Origin of the sequence: Flagellimonas hymeniacidonis, assembly GCF_008040165.1 — a bacterium.
Classification (GTDB): Bacteria; Bacteroidota; Bacteroidia; order Flavobacteriales; family Flavobacteriaceae; genus Flagellimonas; species Flagellimonas hymeniacidonis.
Window position 1 is genome coordinate 626,198 of record NZ_VRUR01000002.1, and the last position, 23,250, is coordinate 649,447.

Sequence of the window (23,250 nt, forward strand, 5' to 3'; positions counted from 1 at the left end):
TTCCGTGAAAAACCAACAACCCATAAAGAGAACATTTCTAAAAAAACTGCTCGGATTGGTGTTGGCATTCGGCCCAGGAATTTTTGCCATTGGTTATACCGTCGGAACAGGAAGTGTTACCTCAATGATTGTGGCCGGTAGTACTTATGGAATGCAATTGCTGTGGGTACTGTTGTTGAGTTGTTTTTTTTCGGGTATTCTAATATATGTCTACGGTAATTACACCTTGATTACGGGAGAAACAGCCTTATTCGCATTCAAAAAACACTTAAGATGGGGCAAGGTCATTGCCATTCTCATTATTATTGGAATCGCTTTTGGACAGTGGAATTCTTTGATGGGAATTATGGGTATTTCAGCAAACATCATCTATGAGATATTTGCGATTTATTTTCCGCAGATTGTGCAGTATAAATATGAGACGGTCATAGTCATTGCCATAGCGGTAACGGCTATTTTTTATGCCCTTCTTTTGGTAGGTAAATATACTTTCTTCGAAAAGATTCTAGTCATTTTTGTTACCATAATGGGGCTCTCCTTTCTAATATCCCTTTTTATGGTTTACCCATTACCTTCAGATGTATTACATGGACTTGTCCCTAGTATTCCTGAGGTGCAAGGTGGTAAAATGTTGGTGGCCGCATTTGTTGGTACAACCATGGCTGCTGCAACTTTTTTATCGCGCCCACTTTTTGTAAAAGGCAAAGGTTGGACCATCAAAAACCGAAAAGAACAAAAAAAGGACGCGATTGTGGCCGCAATCTTGGTCTTTGCAATAAGTGCCGCTATTATGGCAGTCGCTACTGGAGCACTCTTTTATTATGGAAAACCAGTAACCCAAGTTTTGGATATGGTAAATACCTTGGAACCTGTTGCCGGAAAATTTGCGTTGACTCTTTTCTTTTTTGGAACCCTAAGTGCCGGGCTTTCCTCAATTTTCCCCATTTTACTGATAGTTCCCATTCTAATAGCGGACTACCAATCTGGGAAGTTGGACACCAGTTCCAAGCAATTTAAGCGAATTACGGCCTTTGCTTGCCTATTTGCGTTAATAGTTCCAATATTTGGATCAAATCCTGTTGAGATGCAGATTCTCTCTCAGATTTTCAATGTGTTTGTGTTGCCATTGGTGATTTTTGGGATACTCATGTTGGTCAACAATAAAAGCTTAATGAAAGAATATAGAACAGGTATAGGAATTAATGTTGGGCTTATAGCTGCTCTATTTTTTTCATTGGTAATATCTTATAACGGAATATTGGCATTAACGAATTATTTCTAGAAAATAGGCTAAACCATTTAGAACATTTTGGATGTAGCTTTTAAATTGTAAGTTCATCAATGTTGCTTTCCCTCTACGACTCGCATCTAAAGTTGATTAAAACCTTTACTTCTCATTCAGTTGGTTGACACACCTAAGTTATGGACCCATAAATGGCATATTCCTTTTCTTTTTCAATGGACCAAACAACATTACCATAATCGAAATGCCAGTACTCTTTTATATCACATACAAAATCTTCTTCTTCAAACAGCCCGATAAGCAAGGCCCTATTTTTTTTTGCTTCAGGACTAATATCTGGATGATAGGGATAACATTTTTTTGAAAGATTGATTTCCAAGCCCTTGTTAGTTCCAAAATCCATTACACAATCTTCAAGTTTGTCATAAATCAAAGCATCTACTGCTCCACCTGTAGCATGCATAGACTTTGTCGGAAGAGCAATAAAATAACTTATGATTTCTTTAATTTCAACATCCGACTTTTCGGGGTGCTTTTTTTGGTAGTAGGTAAATTTAGAATCCCATAAAAGTTTTTGATGTCCAAAGGATCTCCAAGCAGAACGAATGATCAAAATTTTATTTTGCCTATCCAATTGTGTGCTGATTCGGTCTAGCTTTGTAAGGATATCTTCCCTGATGAGATACTGATAGTTTTTCGAGATCGAGGGTTCAAGGATTAAATTAAGATTCGTGTTCATCAAACTCACTAGTGGTGAATGATTTTCTCGTACCCAAATGGAGGGTGCTAAAAGTTTAAGCTGAAGGTCTTTTGCTTCGACCGCTTCACAGTATGCTTGCACATTCATATATATCGATTGTGTTTTTTGTAATATGAGGAGTGCTAAATGCTCTTAATAATGCAATATAGTTCAGATCGAATGCTACGGCGTCCCCCACTTTTAGACTTGCTCTGGTGTTATCTATCACGATATGGTCACTACTTGAACCTAAAATGGCCACATTTTGTTTTGGAACAATTCCAGAAACAATAATGTCTTGTATTCCAATCGCTAGAACGGCCCTATTCATCAAGCCTTTATTCTTAAAATTAGGAACATCACCGTTCGCATTTTGATATACTTCCCCATAGGGTTGTGATGGTTTTATTTTTGCTTCGATAACCTCTGCCATTAATGTAAAAATATCGGTAAAAAGCCCTGGTATGGGTTTTCTACAAAGTGCTTCTCTACCTAAAAAAATAGATTCACCCAATCGTAAGCTATTTATTCTGCCCGCATCTTTTGAAGAGGTGAACCAGTTGTAATTTGCAGAATTTCCACCGGACACCATAGCTAGGGTGATTTTGAATTTTTCTTCTAAACGTTCAACTATTGAAGATAACTCATTCATTTTGTGCGCATCAGGGCTTATTCCGCCAAAGCATGCGAGATTTGTTCCTATACCTACCAAGGCCAGACCTTCCAGGTTTAGTACCTCCTTTACATGGGTATTAATTTCCGATGGCATGATTCCTTCTCGTAAGTCACCAAGTTCCACCATAAGAACAACCTTATGCACAATATGGTTTCTTGAGGCGTATTCTGAGAGCTTTTTTAGAACTGCCAATTCAGAATTTAGACTTATGTGTGTATGAATAATCACTTCTTCCGCTTCGCTGAGTGCGGGTATTCTGAGTAACAGGTATTGTGCTCGTATACCTGCTTTGCGCATTTTTATAATATTCGAAATTCTAGAATCTGCAAGAATTTCAATACCATTTTTGACTAAAACGTCAGCGATTATTGGATTGCCCCCAACCACTTTGGTAACCCCTATTATATTGATGCCCTTAGAACCATACAGTTTTTTTAATTGTTGTACGTTGTGGGCAATCTTTCTTAAATCTATATCTATCCTAGGGAGAATCAAACCAGCACCGGCTCTCTTTTTAACTCTGGAAATGTTTTGATCAACTCATTTACCAGTTTATCGCATCCATGTAGTAGGACATCTGTAACAGGTAGATTATATTCTGACTCATACTGACCTATTACATGGTTCACTTCTGCACCGGTCATGTTTTCATGGTTAATGGTAATTGCTATGACCGTTGATTTGGAGAATATTTCTATCATTTCGATTTCGTCTACCAAGTCCAACAGTGGAATTTTGGGATAGTCACAATAACTTTTTCGTTTCGGAGGATGCTGTATAATAATTGCATCTGGCATTGCCCCACGCAGAATGGCACTTGAAGAAGTAAATGCAGGATGGCTCAGAGCCCCTTGGCCTTCCACAACAATAATGTCTGGTTGTTCTTGCTCATAAGCATTTAGGATGGCGTTTTCAACTTCTCCAGTGGCGAACCCTGATGTTAAAACATCTATGGCTACTCCGTATTTGGAGCCTTGGAGCAAGCCTGTCTGACCGGTGGTCACAAAGACGGCATTAAGGCCTTCATTCCGTAATGCTTCTACTACTAATAATGCGGTAGTTCTTTTGCCAACCGCACAGTCAGTACCCATTATCGCTATTATCGGAACCTTTACATCTTCAATACGTCCAGAAAAATTATGTAGATTTTTACGAGCTGGAGGTTTTCTAACGTCTAGTATGGTTACACCGTATTTGAGCGCGACATTGGTATATTGAATGTTATCGTTAAAAAACTCAGGAAGACCATTAATGATGTTCATCCCACTTTTCATAGCCGTAAAAATGATTTCCCTTTGTTCATTGTTTAAAAATGGAGCGAGCGGGGCAATACCATAGATAAAATATTCAGGAATAGTGCTTAATTCTTCTAAAGCATGCTCCATACTTTCAAAGATGGGGATTCCAATGTCTATGCCATCAAGATATTCGCCGGCATCTTGCCCGGTCTTGGAACTGTCTATAATTCCAACAATAGTGTACCTTTCAGATTGCCGAATAAGTCCATTGGCTACTTTACCGTCTACATTCCCAAATTCGTTCTCGCAATAAACCAATGTATTAGCTTTCATAAATGTTGTTTTCTTAAGTTTTCTGAATTAGTGGGATTCCATCGCAAGATTTCAGTTCCCTATCAAAATAAACCAGTTCATTTGCCAAAGGGTCATTTTGAATGGTGCAGTAGTAAACTTTGCGTGCATACAATCGTACTACAAGTAATACCGAAGGCCTCACTTTGGCACAGACGATATCTCCTATTTTGTATCTACTCTCTACTTTACTCTTTTCCATGAGGTGTTTTTTAGCATTAAAACAGCTGTCTTATTCATTTTTTATGGTAGTGCAGATCATTTTGAATTTAAGATTCGCCTCAATTGAACTGGTAGAATGACCTGGTATAAGTATGGAATCTCCTTTTTGCATGAAGGTGGAGTTATTATTGATAACAACTTCCGCTTTGCCCTCGATGATGTAAATAAACCTCAATAAAGGAGATTTTTCAAATGATTGCACTTTGCCATAATCAAATGCAAAGGCCTGTATGACACAGTTGTTTTCAACTTTTATATTTTTTACCGCTATCTCATTAGAACTGTATTCCAGTACATCCACCAAGTTAAACTTCTTGGATTCTTCAAATTCCCCTTTCTCCATAGTTAAGTGCCTAAGGTTGAGGATGTTTTTCTTGATCCTCTTATTCTGTTCTATTTTTGGCATTCCGTTTTGCCCTTTTGGCGGCTTTCTTCTCTTTAGGGGTACTTGAGGGCGCAGTTTTTCCCGATTTCTGTTTTCCTTCTTTTTCTTTGGACATAGTGTATATTCTGGATTAGATTTTGATTATTTTAATAAAACAGACAATAGCAACATTGCCACTAGCAGTATAAACGAGAGAGCACATTTTCTCATAGTTTTATTTTTTGTGGGCCATTAACTTGTAGAAAATAGAAATACAAAAGCAGTTACGGAAAAGTACTATTATCCACTACTTGTATTTGAATAAAAAAAGAGCAGTGTTTTTGGTTCCTGCTCTTTTTATGGCTTCTAAATATTTAAAAGCCCTTATCAACAAACAAAATTAGATTTTCTTTCTCTTAGAACGGTTCGGGCAATGTTTTTACCATTACCTCAAATTATTTTTTTATTCTGATTAAAACTGGATTTAGATTTTTTTCCAATTCATTTTCTCTTGAGGTTTGAGGATTTCCCATATCAAATATTGATCTAAAGACATTTTTTAATTTTTTGAGAATACTATAAACTAAATTGTTTCTTTCAAATATGTCCATATGTTCCGTGTTTTTTGAATAGTGTTGATTAAAATCATAACAATAGGTAAAGGTGCGACAGAATCATGGGAATTTTGCTATATAAATCTTTGCAAACTTTACATATATCACAGGTTCTCCAGGTTTTGTTGTCTTTTTTTCTTCATTTTTTTATAAAAAGAAGGTGTGAGGCCAGTAACTTTTTTAAACTGATTCGATAAATGGGATGGGCTGCTATAGTGAAGTTTATGGGCAATCTCCGTGAGATTGAGCTCATCATATAATAATAATTCTTTCACCCTTTCAATTTTGTGTTTAATGATATAATGCTGTATGGTGATTCCTTTCACTTCAGAAAATGTATTCGATAAATACGTGTAGTCGTACCCCAATTTTTTGGTTAAATAACCGGAATAATTTGTTTTTGGAATTTCATCGGTGTAATGGATCATTTCTATGATCGCGGTCTTTATTCGTTCAATTAAGATGCTCCTCGCGTCATCAAGCAATTCGAGTCCGGATTTAAGGAGGTTTTGCGCAAACAGAATTCGTTTATCTTTTGGAATGTCCCCTAGGATTTCTACCATTCCGAGATCTAAAATTACGTGTTCCAAGTCTAACTTTATCAATTCCTCCCTTACCAGTATTTTGCAGCGTTGACTGACCATATATTTAATGTATAATTTCATGTTTTTGGTTTAATGGTCAAGTAAAAAGCAAAGGTGATTGTCAAGCTAGTTTTCACAAAAAGCAATGAACTTTAATATCTTAAATCCTAGATAGGTAATAAGCTTTTCCAGTTTAATTAACGGGTTCTAAGATTTTTTAAAACCAGTGATTAGTAGTTGAAATTGTATATTTTAAAGGTAATCAATAAATGGTGTCTTGTTGTATGAACACAATAATCTTTTTATTGTTAAAACGGTTATTTTCAATACTCTGAAGCCGTTGTTTGTGAAAACTGAGTTGTTTAGGCTTAATCCTGTCGAATCCAAGTGGGAAAGTAGCAGTTTAAACCACAAATTAAGTGTAAAAACTAGTATTGATGTTGGCACTTCGGGAGTCTTTAAGAATATTGAAGTTACTCTAATAACAACCTTAATTTCTGAAAAGGTTTAAAAATGTGCCTTTTTTAAGGCTAATTGAGCTCAGATTTAAGAATTTGGTAAGATTTGATTTTGATAAACAGGTCTTTTATTTTATAGGATAAAGAATTGCAAGCGGATTAGAGTTCCATAAGCAGGTTAGAATGTTGTTTTACAACTTGTTATGATCTGTCGGTTCTTTCGTCTAGTTGATAGCGTTGTCAATTAAATATTAAGCCAGTATTTGTAGTAATTTATTCAGATATAAACTGCACTTCGAAAAAAGTATTGATCCAAACGGGTTATCCATTAGCAGATATACCCCATTGATTAATTAAAGGAGTATCGCAAGGCAATTCGGTACTAAGTTTACCAGAGTTAGCAACAAAAACCTCAAAACCTCAAAGGCATAATCTAAACCTCCAAGAATGTAAGATAGTTAATACTAAAACGCTTTTGCGGTGTTTTTATCTTAATGTATCATTTGGAAGAGGTTCCGTTGCGCCAAGGGGTTTTGAGGTTGATCTCCTTGGCCGTAACGGTTTTTAAAATTTCGGTTTTTAAAATCTTAACCTACTTGTTAAGGAAAAAAGAGTCATAGCCCATGACTCTTTTTTTATTCAAACACATTGATAGTATAAAAAATCACGCATTAAGGAAACTTCAGAAGAATGAATCAACTATCCATTGGAAAATCAGGAATAATCATTCTGTAAGTTTCTGTACAAAAAACCTACTTTTGTAAAACAACTTATTTAGAGGAAGCATTTTTGTTATGTCAGAACAAGTAGAAAGAATTAAAACATTGATTATAGGATCGGGTCCTGCCGGATATACGGCTGCAATTTATGCTGCTAGGGCAGATTTAAAACCTGTTATGTATACAGGAATGGAACCAGGGGGCCAATTAACCACAACGACAGAAGTAGATAATTTTCCGGGATATCCAGAAGGAATTGATGGTCCTACTATGATGGTACAATTGCAACAACAGGCAGAACGCTTTGGAACAGAGGTTCGAATTGGAATGGTTACTGCTGTTGATTTTAGTGATGAACCTGGGGGAATCCACAAAATAACCGTTGATGATAGCAAACAGATTGAAGCTGAAACGGTGATTATCTCAACTGGAGCATCAGCTAAATATCTGAACATACCTAGTGAGCAACGCTTAAGAGGGGGAGGAGTCTCTGCATGTGCAGTTTGTGATGGGTTCTTTTATAAAGGACAAGAAGTAGCAATAGTTGGGGCAGGGGATACAGCAGCAGAGGAAGCTTCTTATTTGGCTAATATCTGCAAAAAGGTAACCATGTTGGTTCGTAAAGACTATATGAGAGCCTCCAAAGCAATGCAGCATAGGGTTAACAGTTTGGATAACATTGACATCCGATACAACACTGAAGTGGATGAGGTTCTTGGGGAGCAGGTAGTTGAAGGACTCAGAATGGTCAACAATGAAACTGGAGAGAAAGAAGATATTGTGATTACTGGACTTTTCATTGCAATTGGGCACAAGCCTAATACGGATATCTTTAAAGGTCAATTGGATATGGATGAAACGGGGTATGTAATTACTGAAGGCAAATCCACAAAAACCAACAAGCCTGGAGTTTTTGCCAGTGGAGATGTACAAGATAAGGAATACAGACAGGCGGTAACGGCAGCAGGTACTGGTTGTATGGCTGCTTTGGATGCAGAAAGATATCTAGCTTCGATTGAAAGCAAAGAAGCTGTGGTCTCGTAGTTTCATAAAAAGTAAATCGTAAAAAAGGCGCTGTAATCATTACAGCGCCTTTTTTAGTGGAGTGCTAATTCAATTGTTAATCTATGCGTTTGTAATTTTCAGATGAGGTTCTATTACCTTCATCATCTAAAGTGATTTGACTGAACGTATCCTCTTTTAGAATGAGCTCAAAAGTAAAATTTCGCATGGTATCCAACGCTTTCATCATACCATCATCTCCGTATTCAATAACTTCAACCAGCGAATTTTCTGTGATTTTATAAGAACCATAACCAAATCTTCCATTAGGATCATCTGGGACATACCTGGTCCACATAATTTTACCTTTGGAATACATTTTTACTTGCCTGTATCCTTCAGACTTTTCAATGGTGTCTGTTATATTTTGTCCATCAAAACTATAGAAACTTTGAAGTTCCCATGTTCCTTCAATAGAATGTATTGTGTCAGGCTTTGGAGACGCAAACTTTGTGGCTGAAATCAAAATAAGCATCAATAAAACCAATCCGAGTAATTTTTTCATAGTAGAGCGTTTAGAGTTACCGGTTCGTTTTCCCTAATAAGATATGAAATTTTTTGATAATTCGTTAGAAAACAAAGCTTTAAAATGCTAAAAAGACAAGGTTTTTTATAAAAAAAAGACCTAGTAGATGACTAGGCCTTTTAACTGGGTTAGATTGGTTTACTCAGTTTGTAAATTGATTGACTATTGTTTTTGATTGTTGTTCATAAAAATCCTTAGTATTTGTGTACGCTGCCCGAAACAGATTTTTTCTTTTGCACACTTGCTTCGCCAGTATAAGAGATGTCGGCGCCGCTGCTAGCATCTGCTACAAGGGATTCAGATACGTTTACCGAAATATCAGCTCCACTGCTAGCATCTGCATTGCATTTTTTGGTCATTAGTTCGCGAGCCCTAATATCAGCACCACTACTGGCATCGGCATAAAACACATCTGTTTTACCTGCTACCTTAATATCTGCACCGCTGCTAGCATCTGCAGATACTTCTGTAGCGACTAATTCCACATGTAGATCCGATCCACTGCTGGCGTCCAGCTCAATTTTTTCGGCTTCAATTACATTTTGCACAATTAGGTCGGCGCCACTGGAACTTTTTAAAGCGGTAATATCCGGCAAGGAGATATATATCTTTTTAGTGGCTCTTCCAATGTTCTCAATGGCATGAATTCTAAGTTTACCATCTTTGATATCCGTTCCAATTAAATCGATAATGTTTTCATCTGCCTCAACCGCTATTTTAAAATCCTTGTCTTGGGTCACAAATACATCCAAACCTTCTGAGGCGGATACTACGGTAAAGTCTTCAGTTACGTTTCTAGTTTCTTCTACTACTTCTCCATTTCCTCTTTTCCCATCTCCAAAGCTAATGTCGAAGTTACAGGAAGAGGCGAAGATGGCGAATAAAACTGCGATTGCTATTCTTGCTAGTGTTGTCATGATTGTTGTTTTAATGATTGATTAAAATTCGTGTTTACTTTGATTTAAATTTATTTTTGATTTCCCAATTGTTGAAAATGGCTACTCAACTGTTGTTTTTTTCATCTACTTTTATTTTGATGCCGTTCCCATCAATCTTCATTTCAAATTGATCATTCCTGTCCTTTACATCAATGTTAAGTCCGTTCTCATCAATGATTATTTTCCCACCTTCTTCATAGTCATCTTCATCTTCTTCCTGTACCTCTGGGCAATCTTGGCATTTAAGCTCTCCATCATCTCCCATAACCCAGGTATAACCCGTTATACCACTTCTATAATATCCCTGGTCATTTTTTATTCCGCGACCAATATGTCCTCTTGTGGACTCATCAAACTGTACCACTTTTCCTTTTGGCACATAAATGGTTGTGGTCACCTCTTGATTTCTTGCCTTGTTAGAAGTGGCCGTGGTTAAAACTTCATCCAGAACAATTTCGTTTTCCTGAAGGACATAAGCATAATTGATCTCTTTTGCTCTTTCTCTTGCTGCCAGTGTGGTATTCCCATTGGAATCCTTTCTTATGTTCACTTTTATGGATGCATCTTCAGATTTTTTTACTTTGATGTCTACCTCATCAGAAATAAGAATCCTGTTGTCATTTTCATCATAAGAAAAGGTCATACGTCCAAAATGAATATCTTCCATACCGTAATCCAGCTCAGAGTCTTTCATTCTTATGACTAAAGTATCGCTTGGATTTTCAACATAAACCTCATCTTTTATATTAACACTACCCACACTTGAAAATTCAGCAGCTTGTCGAATGCCCAAGGCAAACAATGTGCCTATGGAGATCAGCCAAAGCCCCAAAAGTGAAAACTTGGCAATGTTCCCAATGGATTTTAGGTTATTCACCAGGATTTTCAATCCTAAGTAAAGTAGGAAGAAAAAGGGAATGCCCACTGCAAAAAACAGTAATATGGATACCACCCAAACTGGTGCTCCGGTAGTGTTCACAATCTCATAGAAATCTACTCCGGGAAGGTGTATTGCATCAAAAATTCCCATGGTAAATGCACCTACAAACAATCCTATTAGGGTCGATGCACCAATGATTATTAATAAAATACCGATGAACTTTCCAAATATTTTAAATAAGAACATAATAATGTCCCCGATGGTGTCAAAAAAGGTCTTGGAGCTGCTTTTGACCTTGCTGCCTACTTTTTCGTAGTCAACACTTTTGACTTTGTCTGCAACATCATCAAACCCCTCTTTAACTTTGCGTTCTATATTGCTGATGTTGATGGGCTCTCCCGTCATATCCAGTTTTTGGGAGGTGGAAGCCGCTTCTGGTACTAAAATCCATAAAAGGATATAGGCGATTAATCCAAAGCCCGTGAATACGGCCAATAAAATAAAAATAAGGCGAATCCAAAGCGCGTCAAACCCTAAGTAATGCTCCAAACCGGAACAAACACCGCCAATGTACTTTTGATCTATGTCCCTGTAGAGTTTTTTGGTTTTTTGGGCAGTTTGTGTTTGTGCTTTTCTTGGCTCATCCTCAAAAATATCTTCGTCAACCATATAATCTTCTGGTTGTCCCATAATATTAATGACTTCGTCCACTTCCTTTTGGGTAATGACCTGTCTGTCATTTTCCATTTTCTCTAAAAAGAGTTCTGCTACCCTTGCCTCAATATCGGCTATGATTTCGTCACTTCCGGCGGTACCTGAAAAGGACCGTTTTATGGACTCCAGATAACGTCTAAGCCTATTATACGCCTCATCATCTATGTGAAAAAGTGTATTTGCGAGATTTATATTTACTGTCTTGTTCATTTTTTTGATTCTTATTTTGTGTTGGTTACCAGATTAACTGCACTTCTTAACTCATCCCAGGTACCGTTCAGTTCGTTAAGAAATAACTTTCCCGTTTCGGTAAGCGCATAATATTTACGCGGTGGGCCCGATGTGGATTCTTCCCAACGATAGTTGAGCAATCCGGCATTTTTTAACCTCGTTAGCAGAGGATAAATAGTACCTTCTACCACCAGCATCTTAGCGTCTTTGAGCGCTCCTAGAATTTCTGATGCATATTTGTCCTTATCCCGTAAGATAGAAAGAATGCAATACTCTAGAACCCCTTTGCGCATTTGTGCTTTTGTGTTTTCTATATTCATAACTTCATGGTTCTATTAAATTAACTGTTCGTTTTTGATTGATTGTTTTGATTGATGATTGATTGATGATTTTTCGTTTTTTGATTGATGAATAAACTCCTTATGCGTTATTTGATGAATTTTATGGTAAATGGATACTTGAACGTTTCGCCTTCATTTGTTCTAATAGTAGCTAAAATGGTATAGACTACATTGATCACAACCAATGCCACCTGTAAAAGTCCAGTAATACCTGCAGGCCAAAACAACCGTCCAAACCTAAAATCATCACTGCTAATGTGAATGTCCAGATTGTTGAGATCACTTAAACGATGGAACCCAAAAAAGTTACCATCAAACAGATCTGGCAAAAAACCAATAAAGAACGGAATGCTGATCAAACCTGCTACGATAGAGTATAACAACATGCTTATTTGAAAGTTAAGCGCCTGCTTGCCATTATAATCTACAAACTTGTGTTCTTTTTTATTGGCCGTCCACAAAATCAGCGGTAAAATAAAATTTCCAAAAGGGATAAAGTACTTTGAAAAAGTAGACGCATGTATGATTGCGGATAAATTTCGTTCGTGTTTGGTTAATGATTCTGTCATGATTTTTGATTGATATTATACAAACAAATTTAGTTTACCTATTAGCTTACCATGCAAATATATATCCAAAAGATGGTACTATGCAAAACAAAGTACTATAATTTAACATAAAATTAACAAATTGGGTTAGTTGCTATTTTCCTTATTTTTGATAATCTTAAATGCATCTTATGGCTTCGAGCGCTAGTAAATTCAATATGTTCACATTTTTTAAGCTTCCGTCTGCATGGTGGTGCGGAGTACGGGTAAAGTATATTGATGATAAAAAGGCAGTTACATCGGTAACCCACCGATGGATAAACCAAAACCCTTTTAAAAGTATGTTTTGGGCAGTTCAGGGCATGGCAGCGGAGCTGAGTACGGGAGCAATGGTCATCAATCAAATTAAAGATAGCGGCAGGAAAATATCGATGCTTGTGTTGAACAATACCGCCAATTTCTCAAAGAAAGCAACGGGCAAAATTACTTTTACCTGTGAAGATGGGCACTTAATTGAAGAAGCCATTAAAAAAACAATTGAAACTGGAGAGGGACAGACCTTTTGGATGCAATCCGTTGGGATGAACAAAGATGGAGTAGTGGTCTCTACCTTTACGTTTGAATGGACGATTAAGTTGAAAAAGTAAAGTGATTCTATATTTACTTGTAACAAAATCTAAATTCAATCAACAGATAAGTAAAACACTTAAAAACAAATCAAAAAATGAACGCACACGAGATAGACTATGAAATCTATGGAGAGGAAATGCAATATGTGGAAATTGAATTGGATCCGCAAGAAGCAGTAGTTGCAGAAGCTGGTAGCTTTATGATGATGGACACCGATATAAAAATGGACACCATTTTCGGTGACGGGTCCGGCCAAGACTCTGGGGTATTGGGGAAACTGTTCTCCGCAGGAAAGCGATTACTGACTGGTGAAAGTCTTTTTATGACCGCTTTTTTAAATATTGGTCAAGGTAAAAAGAAGGCTAGCTTTGCTTCTCCTTATCCAGGTAAAATACTTCCTATTGACCTTTCGGAGAAAGGTGGAAAATTCATTTGTCAGAAAGACGCCTTTTTATGCGCAGCAAAAGGCGTATCCGTAGGAATTGAATTCTCAAAACGTTTAGGGAGGGGACTTTTTGGCGGAGAAGGGTTTATTATGCAGAAGCTGGAAGGTGATGGAATGGCCTTTGTACATGCCGGCGGTACCATGGCTAAAAAAGAATTGGCGGCTGGAGAGGTGTTAAAAGTGGATACAGGCTGTATTGTTGGTTTCTCCCATACTGTAGATTATGATATTGAATTTGTTGGAGGTATAAAAAATACCGTCTTTGGAGGAGAAGGTCTGTTCTTTGCCACACTTAAAGGCCCAGGAACTGTTTATGTGCAATCACTACCTTTTAGTAGATTGGCCGGTAGGGTTTTGGCATCCATCCCACGAGGAGGAAAAGATAAGGGCGAAGGTAGCATTCTAGGTGGCCTTGGGGATATTGTAATGGGTGATAATAGATTTTAATAATCAGTAGTTAGTAGTTAGTAGTGAGTGGTCAGATTTGTGTTTCTTTAAAAAAGATTCATACTTTTTGTAATTATTCAATAAGAGCATACCTTTCTGAACTCTGAACTCTGAACTCTGAACTCTGAACTCTGAACTCTGAACTCTGAACTCTGAACTCTGAACTCTGAACTCTGAACTCTGAACTCTGAACTCTGAACTCTGAACTTCTTTTAATGGACTTCCAAGACCTATTTGATTTTCTTGCCGAATTACAACAAAATAATGCAAAGGAATGGATGGATGCCAATCGGAAATGGTATAAATCCCTTCGTGGGGATTTTATCCTTTGGTTGGACAATCTAGACATGACCATGGCAGCCTTGCATGATGACTATTATCCCACTCCTGGAAAGAAAGGGATAAATCGCATCAATAATAACCTTATGTTCCATCCGCACAAACCCATATACAAAGACCATTTTGGGGCAGGATTGGACAAAGCTCCAAATTCAGCAGACTTTTATATTGAGGTAGGGGTGAAGCAATGTTTGTTGGCAGGGGGATTCTGGCGTCCAGAACCCAAAACCTTGCGAAGTATTCGTGAGGGAATAGACTACAATGGCGAAGAATTACAGCAAATTATAGCGAAACCTTCTTTTAAAAAGTTATTCGGTGGGCTCTACGAAGATGAAAAACTGACCAATGCCCCCAAAGGGTTCGCCAATGACCATCCTCATATTAAATTATTACGAAACAAAACCTTTGCAGTAGAGCATCAAATGGACATGACCGAAGTGTTAAGCGATAGTTTTGAGGAGAAAATTAAAGTAGTTTATATGGAGATGCTTCCTTTCCGTCGATATTTGAACAACGCAACAACGGTTTAATCCAGATTATGAAATACGGAAACGTCAAAAACATTAAAAAGGAATTGTTATCAGATAATTGGTATTCCTTACATAAAGTCACTTTTCAATATCAAAGAGAGGATGCTGAATGGGAAACCCAAATTCGAGAGGCCTACGACCGTGGAAATGGAGCGGTAATTCTTTTATATAATAAGAAAAAGGGAACAGTCATTTTGACCAGGCAGTTTAGAATGCCAACATATTTAAATGGAAATGAAGATGGAATGATGATTGAAGCCTGCGCAGGAATTTTGGAAAAAGGGAATGCCGAGCAGACCATTATTATGGAAGTAGAGGAAGAAACCGGATATAAAATAACTGAAGTTCAGAAAGTGTTCGAATCTTATATGTCACCTGGTTCCGTTACCGAGGTGCTTTATTTTTTCATTGGGCAATATGAGGACACCATGAAGGTGAGTGAAGGTGGCGGAGCTGAAGATGAGACAGAAAATATTGAGGTTCTGGATATGACGTTTCAAAAAGCACTAGAAATGATAGCTACCGGAGAAATTATGGATGCAAAGACTATTATGCTACTCCAATATGCTCAAATAAATCAGTTATTTGGTTGAGTTTTTAACGACCAAAGCCATATGGAAATCAAAAAAGTTGCCTTAGGAGGTGGTTGCCACTGGTGCACTGAAGCTGTTTTTTTGTCCTTACAAGGTGTTACCAGGGTAGAACAGGGTTTCGTGGCCCAAAAGGGCGATGGAAGTTCTTTTTCCGAAGCAGTCATTGTTACGTATAATCCTTCCCAAATTTCCTTAAGGGATCTCGTAGAGATTCATTTGCATACCCATCAAAGTACTTCGGAACATTCTTTTAGACATAAATACCGCTCGGCTGTTTATGTATTTTCTGATGGTGATTATGACGAATCAAACCATATTTTAAGGGAACTACAAACTGAATTCAAAGAAACGATTGTTACCAAAACATATCATTTTAAAGAATTTAAACCATCGGATGAGCAATTTCATAATTATTATTATTCAAATCCTGAAAAACCGTTTTGTAAATCCTATATAGACCCTAAACTCAAGGTGCTAATGGCTAAATATTCCAAGTTTATGAAAGCCTTTACTAATCTCGACACTCTTTAAAGAAAACAATTCTCTTTCTCTATTCAAACACTCGGAATGCCCTTTTTTATTCGTTAAGAATAAGCTAAATGATATCATATTTTTATAACAGAAGTATCAAGATAGAAATTTAATCAATTTTAAATGCTTGATTTAAAGTTAGTTGTAAATATTTATCTGTTTTCTTAGGTTTCCTTACACAAATTGAAAAGTGTAAGTAAGAAAGTCTACCACCGTACTTAACACCAGTTAAAAGCCACAAATAATTTTGCTTTTAAAATTAAAGAAGGTTTGGCCAAATCTCTTCAAATGAATAAAAAGTGGCAAAGTGTTGAAACTGTGTTTATCAATAAAACATCTGGATAAATTGTTGGGGTAACACGATGCTGTCAAAAAAAGAAAACGATTTAAACCTTTTAAAATTTAAAAATGAAAACTTCTAAGCTTCCTTTATTTATAATTCTTGCCACGTCTTTGATTTTGGCTTCATGCGACTCTGACGATGTTGTCGATGTTCCCGATGTTGTGGAGACTGATCCTACAGCTGATGATACTGATGATGACCAAGATACCAATAGTCCTTTTGTTGGAGCTGTATATGCGATGACCAATGGGGATGGACAGATTGCTGGAACCAATGTTCAAGGACCAAATACAATTATTGCTTATGGAAGAGATGAGAATGGAGCACTTACTCCCATAGGTCCCTTTGCTACGAATGGTAATGGCGGTGATTATGATGGTGGTGAAGGACTGGACCCACTAATTTCTGCCTATGCGTTGACGAAAACAGATGATAATGAAAACCTTCTAGCGGTAAATGCAGGTAGTAATACCATTACTTCTTTTAATATTCAAGACGATTATTCCTTGGAGATAGCAGGTACTCCTCAACAAACTGGGGCAATAGGTCCAAATAGTATTGCATTTTCTGCAAGAGAAATAGATGGGGTAAAAGGTATTGTTTATGTGTCTAACATTACACGCCCTGAATTTTTATCTGGCGGTGAACCTATGCACCAAGGTACGGTAACCGGTTTTTGGCTATTAAATGATGGTTCCCTGGATCCAATTTCCGACTCAACTAGGGAGTTAGAAGTAAGACCATCTGCAATCCAATTTTCACCAGATGGAAACTGGTTGGTAGTTACCTCCATTAATTCAGGAGCTGCAGCTTTAGGGTCTGGAAGCGAGGATGAAGTTACAGTGTATAACGTTGGCGATAATGGAGTATTAAGTACAATACCATGGGGAGCAGCCACATCAACCCTAAGGGGAAATACCGAAGGAAGAAACCTGCCTTCTGCAATAGGTTTCCAAATTGTTGGTGACAATTATGTTGTAGTTACCGAGGCAAGAGAATTTCAGCCCGATGGAATGCCACCAGCTTTCCCTGCCTTACAGGATGGTTCAGTATCAACTTGGCAAATACAGTCAGATGGAAGTCTTACACCTATAAGTCTGGATGTAGCATCTGGAGAAAACAATACGGGCAGAACAGCATGTTGGTTAGATTTTACGGCGGATGGAAACACTTTCTTTGTATCCAATGCCATAGAAGCCGGTTTGGCCTCATACAGTTTTAATAATGGTGTAGTTGAGTTGATCAACCAAACTGCCGCGCAAGGACAAGGTACCGGCGGAGCAGATAATGGCCCTGATGCTTTTGCGGTCACCGAAGGTTGGATTGATATGTGGATTACGGACGACGGAGCATATTTATATCAATTATTTGGTTTGGATGGAACTATTGGAATTTATAGAGTAAATGGTCAAAGCTTGGAATTTGTTGGTGAAGAATCTGGAAATCTTCCGGATACCAATACCCAAGGGATAGTGGCTATTTAACAATCCTGTTTTTTAAGTTGTTTTGTTTGATGGAATCGGGGGAAGCTGCCTTCTCCCGGTTCTTTTTTAGTTAATATTTTTCACGAAGTTGATTCAGGACTGATTCAATTTCAATTCGTATTTGAGAGGAAGTAACCATAAAATGATTGTTCATAAAACTGAAAATCAAAATTTTACCCGATTTAGTTTTTAAATAACCACTTAAATTATAATTGTTGCCCAAAGAACCCGATTTAGCAAAAATATAAGGCTCGGAATTCAAATCCTTCCATTTTTCAATAGTTCCAGAAGCATTCCACATAGGAAAAATGCGAAATAAACGTTCCTTCGGAATTTCTGCATATAATTTCTGAAGCACTTGTACCATCGATTTTGGCGTAAATAAATTGTAACGGGATAAACCAGAACCGTCCACCCATCTTGGTCGATGTTCCAAACCCTGCAATTCATTTTCCAGCATGTATGCAATACTAGCATTTGTATTCAGGGTATCCGAAAGCGTGGAGGAACTAACCATCAGCAACTGCTCAGCTAAAAAATTATCACTCTCATAAAGCATGCGCTTATAGATGGAATCGGTTGCTATGCCATAAAGAATCTTTTTTTCGCCTTTAGGAAAACGGTCAATTAACCTAACCTTATTTTTCAAGACACTATCTAACAATTGTTTTGTAAGGAGATTGCTTGTTATAAAGGGAACTTCCAAGGTGTCTTGCTCAGTTGGGCTAATATAAAAGCGATTAGCAAACTCCTGTCTTTGCACAGGCTTTTCTTCTTCCAAAACCTTATTCGAAAAATAGGGAGGAGATACTTGAAGCTCATTGTTGTTAGAAATTGTTGTCACATTACCATACAAAGGGAGTGGACCTTTTTCGGGTGAAAAATAAAAATGATAATCTTCCCAAGCCCATCCAGGACCGTATTTTTCCTCGCTGGAATTAGTAAGGTGTAGCGCAATATTGTTATAATCTTGTAGAAATTTGATTGCTGTGCTATCCTTAAAATAAGGATGCAACCATGAAGGGTCTCCAGTACCTTCAGCATAAATGGTATCGTTTTGAAGAATGTACTTTAGTGTGGGAACCGCTTCTGGTAACAGCTTAGTACCAGTATAAAAGGCTAATATTTTTACATTACTGGCAGGAGTGAAATATTTATCCCCGTTGTTATCGTATATCAACTTACCTGTGTTGGCTTCCATTACCACTAAGCCGTGGAAAGAATTTTTTAGTGGTTCATTTCTTAATCGGGAATCTAATTTTGATAGGTGGCTGGATGAGCACCCATGAAGTAAGAAAAATCCCATTAATGATATGACTATCAAATAGTTAACATGCTGATTATACGGATGGTACATTTTGCGATTTATCGAATTTAACACGAAATTATTTAATTTTTAACTGCAATTTTAAACATTGAAGCGTCATTTTTCTTAATTTAGTAGGGCAACCTTATAATCAAAATAATCAAATTTCTATGCCCAGAGCAATGTTAGATTACACCAAAACTGTTTTGCAAAAAGTTAGTTTTGATGTTAAGCTATTCGCCAAAGAATTAAAGAAAGCTGTTTCAAGGTTATTACCAAGTGAAATTGAAGAACTCAAAATCTGGTTACAATATTACATATTGGACAAGCCAGAATTACAACCCACATTAATATTAATAAAAGCTTAAAAAGAGCCGCTGAATGCGGCTCTTTTTATTTTACAAATTATCCATTAGCTTTTGGCCAATGGGCTTATGATTTTTACATCTTGAAATGCTATAGCGCCTCTTACAATTCCAGCGATAACCTCTTTAATAGCCTCTGTAATTTGAATTTTAAGTTCTGTTTTGTGATATATTAGACTTATTTCCCGTGCCGGCGATGGGTTTTTAAAAGGCTTTAAATATTGTTTCTTTTTTTGATCCAATTCCAGTGTATTCAAGTAAGGGAGTAAGGTCATGCCCATTCCCTCATCTGCAAGACTTACAAGTGTCTCAAAACTTCCACTTTCAATTTTAAACTGCTCATCACTTAGATTTTTTGGCGATTTGCAAAGATTGATAACACCGTCCCTAAAGCAATGCCCATCTTGTAGCAATAGGATATCGCTTACATCCAAATCTGATGTGGTAAGCTGTTCTTCCTGCGATAACCTATGGTTTTTTGGAACGTATCCCACAAAAGGTTCGTAATAGAGGGGACGTTCCTTGATGAACTCAATCTCCAAAGGAGTGGCTGCTATCCCAGCATCTAAATGCCCATCTAAAATGTTTCGAATTAATGCGTCAGTGGGCTGTTCCTTAATAATAAGATTTACTTTGGGGTATTTTTTTATAAAGGTGTTCAAAAACATGGGTAATAAGGTGGGCATTACGGTAGGAATAATACCTATGGTATAATCTCCCCCAATAAAACCTTTGTCTTGATCGACAATGTCTTTAATACGTTCCGCTTCAGCAACAATATTTTTGGCTTGCGCTACAATTTTTTTACCTACTTCTGTAATGGAAATTGGTTTTTTGCTGCGATCAAACAATAAAACATCCAGTTCATCCTCTAGTTTTTGAACTTGCATGCTTAATGTGGGTTGAGTCACGAAACTCTTCTCTGCTGCAAGGGTGAAATTTTTATATTCCGCAACTGCAAGGACATATTGTAATTGGGTAATGGTCATCAATTATAAGTTAGAAGTATAAAAATATAAAAAACCATCAATTTAATCTATAACAGTTCAAGAAAGATATTCGATGCATTGAGGTTGGGAAAAAGAAAATTCAGTTGGGATATAACAGCTCATTAATTTCCAAATCTTTATATTTAGTTTAAGCATTACTGCTAAGTTTAAAAATGACCACAACCGAGCTTAACAAAATAGTAGATTTTCTTAAGGGAGTTCCTTTCTTTTCAGAGGTTAACAAAGCTTCCTTGTTAGAATTATGTAAGCACTTAAAAACTGAAACTTTTGAAACGAACGACTGTATATTTCAAAAAGGGGATGTTGGTGATGCGATGTATGTAATTCTAGAAGGCAAGGTTAAGGTTCATGATAAAAGCCATGTCTATAGTGTATTTTCAAGAACAGATTGTTTTGGGGAGTATGCCATTATAGATGATGAACCTCGTTCGGCTTCAGTAAGTGCTTTAGAAGATACCACATTACTTAAAGTAGAAGGCGCTCATTTTGTTGAATTAATTGCTTCGGATAGGGGTTTTACTAAAGGAATTTTATCGGTTCTGATTAAAAGGCATCGTGAGTTGGATGTTATTCAAGAGCGATTAACAGGGTCAAAAAAAGAGATTGAACTCGCTAATTCCAAGATGTCGGGGCTTATCAATGGCGCCATGGATGCGATTATAATGTTTGATAGTAATTTCAGAATAGTGCTTGCCAATGCATCAGCAAAGGAATTGTTTGAAAATGATGATGTCCTTAAGCGGAATATTCTCTTTTTTATGGATGAAGAGAGTGCAGACCTTTTAGAATCTTTGGTTAAATCAGACCTAGATGGAGGTAGAAAAGAGATGAACAGTTATCTGCCCAAAATTGTAAAAGTTATTGGTTCTAATGAGAAAGAGACCTTTAATGAGGGAACCATCAGCAATTACGGAGATGAGAAAGAGACCTTTTATACGCTTATCCTTAGAAATATTGATGACCGTCTTCTTGCTGAAAGCAAAATAAATTCCCTAAAGAACCAAACGAAGTATTTAGAAGAGGAGATTAAAGAACTTACTAGCGTCTATGGCATAATCGCACAAGATAAATCCATGCACAAAGTACTGAGCCTAGTTGAACAGGTAGCCAACACAGAGGCAACTGTACTGATTCAAGGTGAAACGGGAACAGGCAAAGAATTGGTGGCAAGAGCCATACATACAGCCAGTGAACGCAGTGATAAGCCCTTAATTCGAATTAACTGCGGTGCCATTCCAGCCAATTTGATAGAAAGTGAACTTTTTGGACACGAAAAAGGTGCCTTTACGGGAGCTACATCATCTAGGAAAGGACGTTTTCTATTGGCGGATAAGGGTACTATTTTTTTAGATGAAATTGGAGAACTGCCCATGGATCTTCAACCTAAACTATTACGAGTGATACAGGAAGGTGAATTTGACCCATTGGGAAGCTCCAGTACCATTAAAGTGGATGTTCGTATCATAGCCGCGACCCATAGAGATTTGCTTCAATTTTCTAAGGAAGGAAAATTTAGAGAAGATTTGTTCTATAGATTAAATGTTTTTCCAATTGTGGTACCAGCACTAAGAGATAGGGGAGACGATGTTTGTTTGATAGCAGAGCGAATGGTACAACAATTCAGCAAGAAGTTGAACAAACCTGTACAACCATTAACGCATGAGCAGAAGGCCCTTTTTCTGGAATATCAATGGCCAGGGAATGTAAGGGAATTACAAAACTTGGTGGAACGTGCCATAATTGTATCCAAAAATGATCAAATAGATTGGAATGCCATCATCCCCAATTCGATAAAGGAAAACAAAACAAACCAAGCGGAAGACTCCAACCGAATTTTAACTTCACAGGAGTTGGTGCAATTAGAAAAAGAAAATATTTTAAAAGCACTACGACAAACCAACTGGAAAATTTCAGGAGAAAAAGGTGCCGCGGCTCTACTAAAACTGCGTCCAACCACGCTCACTTCTAAAATTAAAGCATTAGGAATCACACGCCCGGTATAAGTCACGAAATACCGTAAATACGCTAACGATATTTCGTTAATTTATGAAATATCGTAACTCTTTAATTCATTCATTTTACTTGTAATCAATTGATATATAGCTAATTATATTTTTTGGCACGCCAAATGCATCTCTACTGTCAAAACAAAATAATAATCTTTAAAATTTAAAAAAATGATTACAACAGCAAACATTAAAAACGGAGTAAACGTAGATCAGTTGGTAGAAACTATCGGTGCGGTACAACAAAATCCAGAATTGGCCAAGTTCGAGTTCAGAACTAAAAACAACTGGATAGAAGGTGGACATTGTGTGTCCAGTGTTAAAAGCTTTTACGGAGTAGGAGCAGAAGATACCTCTCGTGAAGAAACATTCACTATGGAATGTGACCATCCAAATGTATTATTAGGAAAGGATAAAGCAGCTACACCAGCAGAGGTTGTGCTACATGCCTTAGGTTCTTGTTTAACTGGTGCTATGGCATACCACGCTGCAGCCAACGGAATTGAAATTGAAGGAGCAGAGTCTTCTTTAGATGGTGGTATGGATTTACATGGTTTTTTAGGCCTTGACCCTGAAGTAAGAAAAGGTTTTGACGGAATTAAAGTTAGACTTAAAGTCAAGTCTGATGCAACCGCGGAACAGTTGGAAAACTTGGCAAGGTTCTCTCCAGTATTTGATATCATTACCAATCCTACTCCAGTTTCTATTGAAATTGTAAAGTAAGACTTTTAAAAAGGCCGTAACCCAAAATACTTGGGACGGCCTTTTTTATT

General features: G+C 37.2%; 24 protein-coding genes. 11 read left to right on the plus strand and 13 right to left on the minus strand.

All coding sequences use genetic code 11. The annotated features are described in order from the left end of the window. The first annotated feature begins 4 nt into the window (after positions 1 to 4). Positions 5 to 1,282, plus strand: coding sequence for an Nramp family divalent metal transporter (locus tag FVB32_RS11665; protein WP_187269563.1), 1,278 nt, complete (start codon positions 5 to 7; stop codon positions 1,280 to 1,282). A 133-nt stretch (positions 1,283 to 1,415) separates the two neighbouring features. Here the strand turns inward: FVB32_RS11665 and FVB32_RS11670 are convergent, their stop codons facing one another. The 6 genes from FVB32_RS11670 to FVB32_RS11695 all read right to left on the minus strand — a co-directional run bounded on the left by FVB32_RS11670 (position 1,416) and on the right by FVB32_RS11695 (position 6,112). Next, positions 1,416 to 2,090, minus strand: a complete 675-nt coding sequence (locus FVB32_RS11670; RefSeq protein ID WP_147743974.1) for a M15 family metallopeptidase — start codon at positions 2,088 to 2,090, stop codon at positions 1,416 to 1,418. Further along, entirely contained in the window at positions 2,068 to 3,153 is a 1,086-nt protein-coding gene (locus FVB32_RS11675) for an alanine/ornithine racemase family PLP-dependent enzyme (protein WP_147743975.1), read from the minus strand. The genes FVB32_RS11670 and FVB32_RS11675 overlap by 23 nt, the downstream gene beginning before the upstream one ends. Beyond that, positions 3,150 to 4,229: a DUF1611 domain-containing protein gene (locus FVB32_RS11680; protein WP_147743976.1), complete on the minus strand. Its 1,080-nt coding sequence runs from the start codon at positions 4,227 to 4,229 to the stop codon at positions 3,150 to 3,152. The genes FVB32_RS11675 and FVB32_RS11680 overlap by 4 nt, the downstream gene beginning before the upstream one ends. Positions 4,230 to 4,242: 13 nt before the next feature. Continuing rightward, the gene (locus FVB32_RS11685; protein WP_147743977.1) at positions 4,243 to 4,449 is read right to left on the minus strand and encodes a hypothetical protein; all 207 of its coding nucleotides are present in this window, start codon (positions 4,447 to 4,449) and stop codon (positions 4,243 to 4,245) included. 30 nt (positions 4,450 to 4,479) lie between these two features. Further along, on the minus strand, positions 4,480 to 4,812 hold the full coding sequence (locus FVB32_RS11690; protein ID WP_147743978.1) for a cupin domain-containing protein: 333 nt from the start codon (positions 4,810 to 4,812) through the stop codon (positions 4,480 to 4,482). 739 nt (positions 4,813 to 5,551) lie between these two features. After that, positions 5,552 to 6,112, minus strand: coding sequence for a helix-turn-helix domain-containing protein (locus tag FVB32_RS11695; protein WP_147743979.1), 561 nt, complete (start codon positions 6,110 to 6,112; stop codon positions 5,552 to 5,554). 1,171 nt (positions 6,113 to 7,283) lie between these two features. Here FVB32_RS11695 and trxB point away from each other — a divergent pair. Then, complete coding sequence (gene trxB / locus FVB32_RS11700; RefSeq protein WP_147743980.1) at positions 7,284 to 8,252, plus strand: thioredoxin-disulfide reductase; 969 nt, start codon at positions 7,284 to 7,286, stop codon at positions 8,250 to 8,252. Positions 8,253 to 8,328: 76 nt separating this feature from the next. On the opposite strand, the gene FVB32_RS11705 is transcribed toward trxB, so the two are convergent. The 5 genes from FVB32_RS11705 to FVB32_RS11725 all read right to left on the minus strand — a co-directional run bounded on the left by FVB32_RS11705 (position 8,329) and on the right by FVB32_RS11725 (position 12,469). Continuing rightward, on the minus strand, positions 8,329 to 8,775 hold the full coding sequence (locus FVB32_RS11705; RefSeq protein WP_147743981.1) for a hypothetical protein: 447 nt from the start codon (positions 8,773 to 8,775) through the stop codon (positions 8,329 to 8,331). 215 nt (positions 8,776 to 8,990) lie between these two features. Continuing rightward, entirely contained in the window at positions 8,991 to 9,713 is a 723-nt protein-coding gene (locus FVB32_RS11710; RefSeq protein ID WP_147743982.1) for a head GIN domain-containing protein, read from the minus strand. Between the two features lie 85 nt (positions 9,714 to 9,798). Beyond that, the gene (locus FVB32_RS11715; protein ID WP_147743983.1) at positions 9,799 to 11,538 is read right to left on the minus strand and encodes a PspC domain-containing protein; all 1,740 of its coding nucleotides are present in this window, start codon (positions 11,536 to 11,538) and stop codon (positions 9,799 to 9,801) included. Positions 11,539 to 11,549: 11 nt separating this feature from the next. Continuing rightward, positions 11,550 to 11,879 carry a PadR family transcriptional regulator gene (locus FVB32_RS11720; RefSeq protein WP_147743984.1) on the minus strand — a complete coding sequence of 110 codons (330 nt, stop codon included), beginning with the start codon at positions 11,877 to 11,879 and terminating at the stop codon, positions 11,550 to 11,552. Between the two features lie 107 nt (positions 11,880 to 11,986). After that, positions 11,987 to 12,469, minus strand: a complete 483-nt coding sequence (locus FVB32_RS11725) for a DUF4870 domain-containing protein (RefSeq protein WP_147743985.1) — start codon at positions 12,467 to 12,469, stop codon at positions 11,987 to 11,989. 170 nt (positions 12,470 to 12,639) lie between these two features. On the opposite strand from FVB32_RS11725, the gene FVB32_RS11730 reads away from it, so the two are divergent. From FVB32_RS11730 to FVB32_RS11755, 6 genes are all read left to right on the plus strand, one after another. Continuing rightward, positions 12,640 to 13,095 (plus strand): DUF4442 domain-containing protein, encoded by a 456-nt coding sequence (locus tag FVB32_RS11730; RefSeq protein WP_147743986.1) that lies wholly within the window; start codon positions 12,640 to 12,642, stop codon positions 13,093 to 13,095. 77 nt (positions 13,096 to 13,172) lie between these two features. Continuing rightward, positions 13,173 to 13,970 carry a TIGR00266 family protein gene (locus FVB32_RS11735; protein WP_147743987.1) on the plus strand — a complete coding sequence of 266 codons (798 nt, stop codon included), beginning with the start codon at positions 13,173 to 13,175 and terminating at the stop codon, positions 13,968 to 13,970. 215 nt (positions 13,971 to 14,185) lie between these two features. Next, a complete protein-coding gene (locus FVB32_RS11740; RefSeq protein WP_147743988.1) occupies positions 14,186 to 14,839 on the plus strand; it encodes a DUF2461 domain-containing protein in 654 nt (217 codons plus the stop codon). A gap of 8 nt (positions 14,840 to 14,847) precedes the next feature. Beyond that, positions 14,848 to 15,432: a GDP-mannose pyrophosphatase NudK gene (gene nudK, locus FVB32_RS11745; protein WP_147743989.1), complete on the plus strand. Its 585-nt coding sequence runs from the start codon at positions 14,848 to 14,850 to the stop codon at positions 15,430 to 15,432. 21 nt (positions 15,433 to 15,453) lie between these two features. Next, positions 15,454 to 15,963, plus strand: a complete 510-nt coding sequence (locus tag FVB32_RS11750; protein ID WP_147743990.1) for a peptide-methionine (S)-S-oxide reductase — start codon at positions 15,454 to 15,456, stop codon at positions 15,961 to 15,963. Positions 15,964 to 16,371: 408 nt separating this feature from the next. Further along, positions 16,372 to 17,790, plus strand: coding sequence for a lactonase family protein (locus tag FVB32_RS11755; RefSeq protein ID WP_147743991.1), 1,419 nt, complete (start codon positions 16,372 to 16,374; stop codon positions 17,788 to 17,790). A gap of 70 nt (positions 17,791 to 17,860) precedes the next feature. Here FVB32_RS11755 and FVB32_RS11760 read toward each other — a convergent pair whose 3' ends face one another. After that, positions 17,861 to 19,147 carry a D-alanyl-D-alanine carboxypeptidase gene (locus tag FVB32_RS11760; protein ID WP_147743992.1) on the minus strand — a complete coding sequence of 429 codons (1,287 nt, stop codon included), beginning with the start codon at positions 19,145 to 19,147 and terminating at the stop codon, positions 17,861 to 17,863. 119 nt (positions 19,148 to 19,266) lie between these two features. Between FVB32_RS11760 and FVB32_RS11765 the strand changes: the two genes are divergently transcribed. Continuing rightward, a complete protein-coding gene (locus FVB32_RS11765; RefSeq protein WP_147743993.1) occupies positions 19,267 to 19,464 on the plus strand; it encodes a hypothetical protein in 198 nt (65 codons plus the stop codon). Between the two features lie 44 nt (positions 19,465 to 19,508). Here FVB32_RS11765 and FVB32_RS11770 read toward each other — a convergent pair whose 3' ends face one another. Further along, positions 19,509 to 20,450, minus strand: a complete 942-nt coding sequence (locus tag FVB32_RS11770) for a LysR substrate-binding domain-containing protein (protein WP_147743994.1) — start codon at positions 20,448 to 20,450, stop codon at positions 19,509 to 19,511. A gap of 173 nt (positions 20,451 to 20,623) precedes the next feature. Between FVB32_RS11770 and FVB32_RS11775 the strand changes: the two genes are divergently transcribed. Further along, a complete protein-coding gene (locus tag FVB32_RS11775; RefSeq protein WP_147743995.1) occupies positions 20,624 to 22,474 on the plus strand; it encodes a sigma 54-interacting transcriptional regulator in 1,851 nt (616 codons plus the stop codon). Between the two features lie 174 nt (positions 22,475 to 22,648). Continuing rightward, the gene (locus FVB32_RS11780; RefSeq protein WP_147743996.1) at positions 22,649 to 23,200 is read left to right on the plus strand and encodes an OsmC family protein; all 552 of its coding nucleotides are present in this window, start codon (positions 22,649 to 22,651) and stop codon (positions 23,198 to 23,200) included. The last annotated feature ends 50 nt before the right edge of the window (positions 23,201 to 23,250 follow it).